This is a genomic window from Amycolatopsis sp. NPDC104863, assembly GCF_055582965.1.
Genome location: NZ_JBVJOW010000001.1, coordinates 1,400,866 through 1,407,567, shown reverse-complemented (window position 1 = coordinate 1,407,567; position 6,702 = coordinate 1,400,866). Strand labels below are relative to the sequence as shown.

Annotated in this window: 6 protein-coding genes; 3 read left to right on the top strand and 3 right to left on the bottom strand. The window is 71.7% G+C overall.

Going from position 1 to position 6,702, the window contains the following annotated elements:
* Positions 1-133: 133 nt before the first annotated feature.
* Positions 134-1,966, bottom strand: a complete 1,833-nt coding sequence (locus ACZ63J_RS06145) for an ABC transporter substrate-binding protein (RefSeq protein ID WP_465408826.1) — start codon at positions 1,964-1,966, stop codon at positions 134-136.
* A 170-nt stretch (positions 1,967-2,136) separates the two neighbouring features.
* Here ACZ63J_RS06145 and ACZ63J_RS06140 point away from each other — a divergent pair, with 170 nt between their 5' ends.
* Together ACZ63J_RS06140 and ACZ63J_RS06135 are read left to right on the top strand one after the other, a co-directional pair.
* A complete protein-coding gene (locus ACZ63J_RS06140; RefSeq protein ID WP_465408828.1) occupies positions 2,137-2,964 on the top strand; it encodes a M55 family metallopeptidase in 828 nt (275 codons plus the stop codon).
* The gene (locus ACZ63J_RS06135; RefSeq protein WP_465408830.1) at positions 2,957-4,252 is read left to right on the top strand and encodes a M20/M25/M40 family metallo-hydrolase; all 1,296 of its coding nucleotides are present in this window, start codon (positions 2,957-2,959) and stop codon (positions 4,250-4,252) included. Before ACZ63J_RS06140 ends, ACZ63J_RS06135 begins: the two co-directional genes overlap by 8 nt.
* Here the strand turns inward: ACZ63J_RS06135 and ACZ63J_RS06130 are convergent.
* The gene (locus ACZ63J_RS06130; protein WP_465408832.1) at positions 4,249-5,232 is read right to left on the bottom strand and encodes a zinc-binding dehydrogenase; all 984 of its coding nucleotides are present in this window, start codon (positions 5,230-5,232) and stop codon (positions 4,249-4,251) included. The two genes, ACZ63J_RS06135 and ACZ63J_RS06130, sit on opposite strands and share 4 nt — an antisense overlap.
* A 108-nt stretch (positions 5,233-5,340) precedes the next feature.
* Here ACZ63J_RS06130 and ACZ63J_RS06125 point away from each other — a divergent pair, with 108 nt between their 5' ends.
* Positions 5,341-6,099, top strand: a complete 759-nt coding sequence (locus ACZ63J_RS06125; RefSeq protein ID WP_465408854.1) for a helix-turn-helix domain-containing protein — start codon at positions 5,341-5,343, stop codon at positions 6,097-6,099.
* Here ACZ63J_RS06125 and ACZ63J_RS06120 read toward each other — a convergent pair.
* On the bottom strand, positions 6,044-6,676 hold the full coding sequence (locus ACZ63J_RS06120; RefSeq protein ID WP_465408834.1) for a class I SAM-dependent methyltransferase: 633 nt from the start codon (positions 6,674-6,676) through the stop codon (positions 6,044-6,046). The genes ACZ63J_RS06125 and ACZ63J_RS06120 overlap by 56 nt on opposite strands.
* Between the last annotated feature and the right edge of the window lie 26 nt (positions 6,677-6,702).

The window sequence follows — 6,702 nt, the reverse complement described above, 5'->3', positions numbered from 1 at the left end:
ACAAACCCACCACGGGGGTGGGGGGAGTGCTGGGGGGACTCGGAGAGAGAAAGACGGGTGGGGGCCCTCCCCTTCCGTGTTGCTCGCCGGCTCCCCCCCCCCCCGCGGCCTGGTCGGGCATGGTCATGTGCTGCTACTCGCGATCTTCCGCCGTCTTGCCGCGGCGGCTGAGCACCACGCCGCCGGCGACGAGGACCACCACCACGACCGCGCCGATGACGATCCACAGCACGGTGTTGCCGGACCCGGAGTCCGCGGCCGCCTCGGTGCCGGCGGGGGTGGCGCCGTAGACGCCCCAGTAGCCGGACTGCTCGAGGATCGCGCCCTTGGGCTGGGGCTGGGTGGTGAAGGCGGAGAACTTGTCGGAGCGGTAGGCCTCGAGCGTGTTCTGGTAGTCCAGCACGATCGTCGGGTACTGGCTGTAGAGCCGGGCCTGGGCCTGCTTGACGTAGTCCGCGCGCTTCGTGTTGTCGGTTTCGGTGAGCTGCTTGTGGTAGAGGTCGTCGTACTGGGCGTCGCAGAAGAACGTGTCGGTGCTGCCGCCCTTGCCGTCGGCGCTGGGCCGCGCGGCGCAGGTGTGCAGCGACAACGCGTAGTCCGGGTCCGGGCTGGTGCCGTAGCCGCCGATGGCCAGGTCGTACTTGCCCGTCTGGGTGCGGTCGGACAGCTCGTCGTCGGAGACGAGGTCCTGCTTGACGGTGATGCCGACGTCCTTGAGCCAGCCGGTCACGTACTGGGCGACACCCTGGTCGTAGCTGCGGTTGGAGTGTCCGGTCAGGCGCAGCTCCAGCTTCGCGCCGCCGGGGGCGGTGCGGACGCCGTCGGGGCCCTTCTTGTAGCCGGCCTGCTCGAGCGTGGCGTTGGCCGCGGCGAGGTCGAACTTGACCTTCTCGGTGTCGCTCGGGTCCCAGTGGTAGGCGCTGTAGATGGGCGGGACGACCCCGCCGCCGACCTGGCCGAGGCCCTTGAGCACCTTGTCCACCAGCGCCTGGGTGTCGACGGCCTGGGTGATCGCCTTGCGGACGTTGAGGTCCTTGAGGACCGGGTTGCCGTCACCGATGGGGTTGTTGGAGCTGTCGGTGACGCCGAAGTTGATCGAGAGCTCGTCGTAGCGGCGGCCGGGGGCGGCGTTGGTGGTGATGCCGTCCTGTCCCTGCAGCGCGGCGTACTGGTTGGGGTTGAGCCGGTTGATGACGTCGACTTCGCCCTGCTTGAGCGCGTTGACCGCGGCCTCGGTGTCCTTGAACTGCAGCAGCTGCAGCTCGTCGACCTTCGGCGCGCCGCGCCAGTAGTCCTTGTTGGCCTTGAGCTTGACGTACTCGTTCTGCTTGTACTCGGTGACCTGGTAGGGGCCGTCGGAGACGCCCACGACCTTGAGGTCGTCGGTGCCGGGGGCCTTGAGGTCGGTGAGCCCTTCCCAGACGTGCTGGGGCACGATCGGCACGTCGAGCAGGTTCATGTTGACCTGCACGGTCTTGGTCTTGATGACGAGGGTGGTGTCGTCGGGCGCGGTGACCGTCTCGAAGTTGCCCACGTAGTTGCCGTTGGCGGTGCGGGCGTTCTCGTCGGTGAGCATGCGGTTGAAGGTGAACGCCGCGTCCTTGGCGGTGACCGGCTGCCCGTCGCTCCACTTGACGCCGCTGCGGATCTTGAACGTCCACGTCAGCTTGTCGGGTGACGGCGTCCAGGACTCGGCGAGGGCGGGCGAGGCCTCGGCCTTCGCCGCGTCCGGGATGGTGAGGAACTCGTAGACGAAGCGGCCGACCTGGGTGGAGGCGGCGAGCACGGCGGTGAACGGGTTCAGGTGGTCGATGCCGGTGGTCAGCGCGACCCGCAGCACCTTGCCCTGCTGGGCCTGGGCGGGGACGGCGAGCGGGATCGCCGCCAGCGTCGCGGCCGCGACGACCGCGCCCACGCGGCCGAACCGCCCGATTCTGCGTTGGAAATGCACCAAAAACCACCCCATCGTTCTCGCTGTGAGCCTCCCCAAGGACGAGAAGTAACCACATACCCGGACAACCGCGCAATATGTCGCCACCTCGGCAGGTGTCCGATCGTTATCGATCGAGACCGGTGACGCACCGTGATCACCGCCGTCCCGGCCGGGGCCCGGGCGGCGTGGCTAGAGTGCCGGGCATGCGCATCATGATCTCGGCGGACATGGAGGGCGCCACCGGCGTCACGTGGACCGACGACGTCGTGCCCGGTTCGCCGCAGTGGGACCGCTTCCGGCGGCTGTTCACCGGCGACGTCAACGCCGTGCTGGCCGGGCTGTTCGAGGCCGGGGCCGGTGACGTGCTGGTCAACGAAGCGCATTCCTCCCAGCGGAACCTGCTGCTGGAGGAGCTCGACCCGCGGGCGCGGATGCTGACCGGGCGGCACAAGCCGTTGTCGATGATGCAGGGGATCGACTCCGGTGTGGACGGTGTGGTGTTCCTCGGCTACCACGCGGGCGCCGGGTTCGACGGCGTCCTTTCCCACACGTACCTGGAGAACCAGATCACCGGGGTGTGGCTCGACGACGTCCCGGCGAGCGAAGGCCGGCTGAACGCGGCGATGGCCGCGGAGTACGGCGTCCCCGTCCTGCTCGTTTCGGGTGACGACAAAACGTGTGACGACGCCCGCGACTACGCACCGGAAGCGGAGCTGGTCCAGGTGAAGGAGTGCGTGAGCCGGTACGCGGCGATCTGCCTGCCGCCCGCGCGCACGGCGGACCTGCTGACCGGCGCGGCGGCCGACGCGATGACCCGCGCCGGACAGGGAGAACGGCAGGTCGGGCCGCACCGGATCGAGGTGGAGTTCGACGCGAGCCACCTCGCGCAGGCCACGGCGGTGATCCCGACGGTGGAGCAGATCGGCACCCGCCGGGTCGGGTTCGACGCGGTGGACATGACCGAGGCGATGAAGGCGTTCAAGGTCGTCACGGCGATCGCGGCGGGGGCGGTGCAGGGCATCTATGGCTGACGTCGACGTCGTCGGGCTGTGCGCGGACCTGATCCGGTTCGACACCACCAACCGCGGCGGGAACGACGCCGAGCCCGAACGCCCGGCCGCGGAGTACGTGGCGGCGTTCCTGGACGGCCTGGGCATCGCGTCGGAGATCTTCGAAGCCGCGCCCGGCCGGGCCAGCGTGATCGCGCGGGTGCCCGGCGCCGATCCTTCGCTGCCGGCGTTGCTGGTGCAGGGGCACCTCGACGTCGTCCCGGCGGACGCCGCGGACTGGTCGGTGCCGCCGTTCGCCGGCGAGGTCCGCGACGGCTGCCTGTGGGGCCGCGGCGCGACCGACATGAAGGACTTCGTGGCGATGGTGCTGGCCGCCCTCGCCGGCGGGGTGCGGCCCCGGCGTGACCTCGTGCTGGCGTTCGTCGCCGACGAGGAGGACCGCGGCGAGTGGGGCGCGCACTGGCTGGTCGCCGAGCACCCGGAGCTGTTCGAAGGCTGCGCGGCGGCGATCAGCGAGTCGGGCGGCTACACCTATCACGTGCCGGCGGCGGACGGGCGGGACGTGCACCTGTACCCGGTCGGGACGGCCGAGCGCGGGACGGCGCACCTGCGGCTGACCGCGCGGGGCCGCGCCGGTCACGGTTCGCGGCCCAACAACGAGAACGCCGTGACCCGGCTCGTGGGCGCGCTGCACCGGATCGCCGCGCACCGCTGGCCGGTTTCGCTGACGCCGACGGTGCAGGCGTTCCTGGAGCGGACCGGCGCGGCGCTGGGTGTTCCGGTCGATCTGTCCGATGTGGACGGCACGGTCGCCGCGCTGGGCCCGGCGGGCTCGCTCGTGGTGCCGACGGTCCGCACCAGCACCACCCCGACGATGCTCGACGCGGGGTACAAGGTGAACGTGATCCCGTCGACGGCGACCGCGCAGGTGGACGTCCGGGTGCTGCCGGGCACCGAAGCGGAGCTGTTCGCGACGCTGGACGGGTTGCTCGGTGAGGACGTGACGCGGGAGTTCGTCGCGCACCAGCCGCCGGTGCAGGCGCCGGTGGACTCGCCGTGGTTCGACATGATGGCCGCCGCGCTGCGGGCGGAGGACCCCGAAGCCGTGGTGGTCCCGTACTGCCTGGGTGGTGGCACGGACGCGAAGGCGTTCGCCCAGCTGGGGATCGACAACTACGGGTTCGCGCCGCTGTGGCTGCCGAAGGGCTTCCCGTACCGGGCGATGGCGCACGGGGTGGACGAGCGGGTGCCGGTGGAGGGCCTGCACTTCGGCACCCGTGTGCTGTCCCGGTTCCTCGAAAGCTGTTAGGGCACCACGACCACCTTGCCGGCGGCCTGGTCGGTTTCCATGTGGTGGTGGGCTTCGGCGATGTCGTCCAGGGCGAAGACGCGGTCGAGGTTGGGCCGGTACACCCCTGCCTCGACTTCGCGGAAGACGCGCTGCAGCACGGCTTCGCCCGCGCTGCCTTTGAGGTCGTCGCTGTGGAAGGCCGTGAGCTTGGTGCCCGACGGGATCTTCGCGATCGGTTCGAAGTCCGGGACGACCCAGCCGCTGAGCGAGCCCGCCACGCACACCGTGCCGCCGCGGCGGACCAGGCGCAGCGAATCGGCGGCGGTGTCCGCGCCGACCAGGTCGAGCACGTGGTCCGGGCCGCCGGGCCAGAGCCGGTGCACCTTCTCCGCGAGTGGCTGCCCGTCTTCGACGAGCACGTGGCCGGCACCGGCGGCGGTCAGCGCGGCGGCTTTGCCGGGTCGCCGGGTGGTGGCGGCGGTCTCGACGCCGTGACCGGCGGCGATCGACGCGGCGGCCATGCCGACCGACGACGTCCCGCCGCGGACCAGCAGCCGCTGTCCTGAGTGGACACCCAACGTGTCGAGGGCGCCTTGGGCGGTCAGGTAGGTCTCGGGCAGCGCGGCCGCGGTGTCCCAGGGCAGGGTAGTGGTGATCGGCATCAGCAGCGGGTTCGGCAGGAGTGCGTATTCGGCGTATCCGCCGTCGAACGCCCGGCCCATCTCCCCCATCACCGCCGCGACGGTGGTGCCTTCCGGGAGCCGGGGCTCGGTCGAGGCCGCCACGACACCGACGCATTCGATCCCGAGCACCCGCGGGAACTTCACCGACGGGGAGTGACCTTGGCGGGTCCGCAGCTCCGACCGGTTCAGGCCCGCGCCCTCGACCTGGACCAGGCTCCAGCCCGGGCGGACCGCCGGCACCGGCAGCTCCCGGATCTCCAGCACCTCCGGGCCACCCGCCCGGACACAGACCGCCGCACGCATCGTTTCGCTCATGCGTCCACCGTCGCCGGTTGGGATGGTGGCGGGCCACCAGTAGAATGCCAGCTTGTGCCCGTTCGCCGCCAACCCGCTCAGGAGTCCCGGCTGTGGCCCTCCGGCGGGGTGCACCTGTGGCCCTCAGGCGAGACGATCCCGGCCCATTCCCACTCGCGCGGGCACCTGGTCTACGCGGCTCGCGGGGTCCTGTCGGTGCACACCGGGCGCGGCACGTCGATCGTGCCCGCCAACCGGGTCGCCTGGACTCCGGCCGGGTTCACCCACCACCACCGCGCGCACGGCCACACCGACATGCGGATCGTGTTCCTGCCCGCGTCTCTCGCGCGGCTGGTGCCGGATCGCCCGGCCGTGTTCACCGCATCAGACCTCGCCCGCGAGCTCGTGCTCACCCTCACCGGTCCGGACGAGCCCGGCCGGGCCGCGAGCGCCCGGCTTCGCCGTGTCTTGGTCGACCAGCTGCAGGAGGCCCGCGAGCAGCCGCTGCACCTGCCCGAACCGCGCGACGACCGGTTGCGGGCCGTCGCGCGGGTGCTCTACGAGAACCCCGGCGACACCACGTCGCTGGCCGAGCTGGGTCGGGCGGCCGGAGCGAGTGCCCGCACGCTCAGCCGGCTCTTCCACGACGAGCTGGGCATGACCTTCTACGAGTGGCGCACGCAGCTGCGCGTCGGCCACGCGCTGGTGCTGCTCGCCGACGGCCACGACACGACCCACGTCGCCCACGCCTGCGGGTGGGCGAACCCGAGCCACTTCATCACGGCGTTCACCGCGGTCGTGGGCACGACGCCCGGCCGGCACCGGGCCGGGGTCAGCGGGCGAAGGTCGCCCAGTAGCGGAGCCCGTCGTGGATGGTCTCCAGGCTGAGCAGCCGGACGCCGTCCTGGGCGACGGACTCGATCTCGGCGCGGCTGAACGGCCACGGCGGGCCCGGCGCGGGTTCGACGTTCTCCTCGGCCACCTCGGAGACCAGCATCGTGCCGCCCGGGGCGAGGAACCCGGCCAGCGAGGTGATCGCGGCCGCGCGGAAGTCGCGGGGCATCGCCTGGATGTTGATGATCTCCACGACCAGGTCGAACGCCTGCCGCCACTCCCCCGGCGGCGTCAGCAGGTCCGCCACCACGTAGTCCACTGCGGACTCCGGGAAGCGCGCCCTGGTGGCCTCGACCGCGGTCGGGGCGACGTCGAACGCCGTCACGGCCCAGCCCGCCGAGGACAGCAGCTCGGCGTCGTCGCCGAGGGCGCTGCCGACGACCAGCGCGCGGCGGCCTTCGCCGGGGCGCAGCCAGTCGGCGAGGGCGGCGTTCGGCTTGCCGCGGGTCCACGGGACGTCGGTTTCGCCGCGGGCGGCGGCGGTGTAGAGCTGCTCGAACCACCCGGTCGGGTTGCCTTCGGCAAGCGAGGCGCGGGCGAGGACACGGTCGGCGGGCTCCGGCGTCGGCATGATCCCGACCTTAGCGACGACGGCGG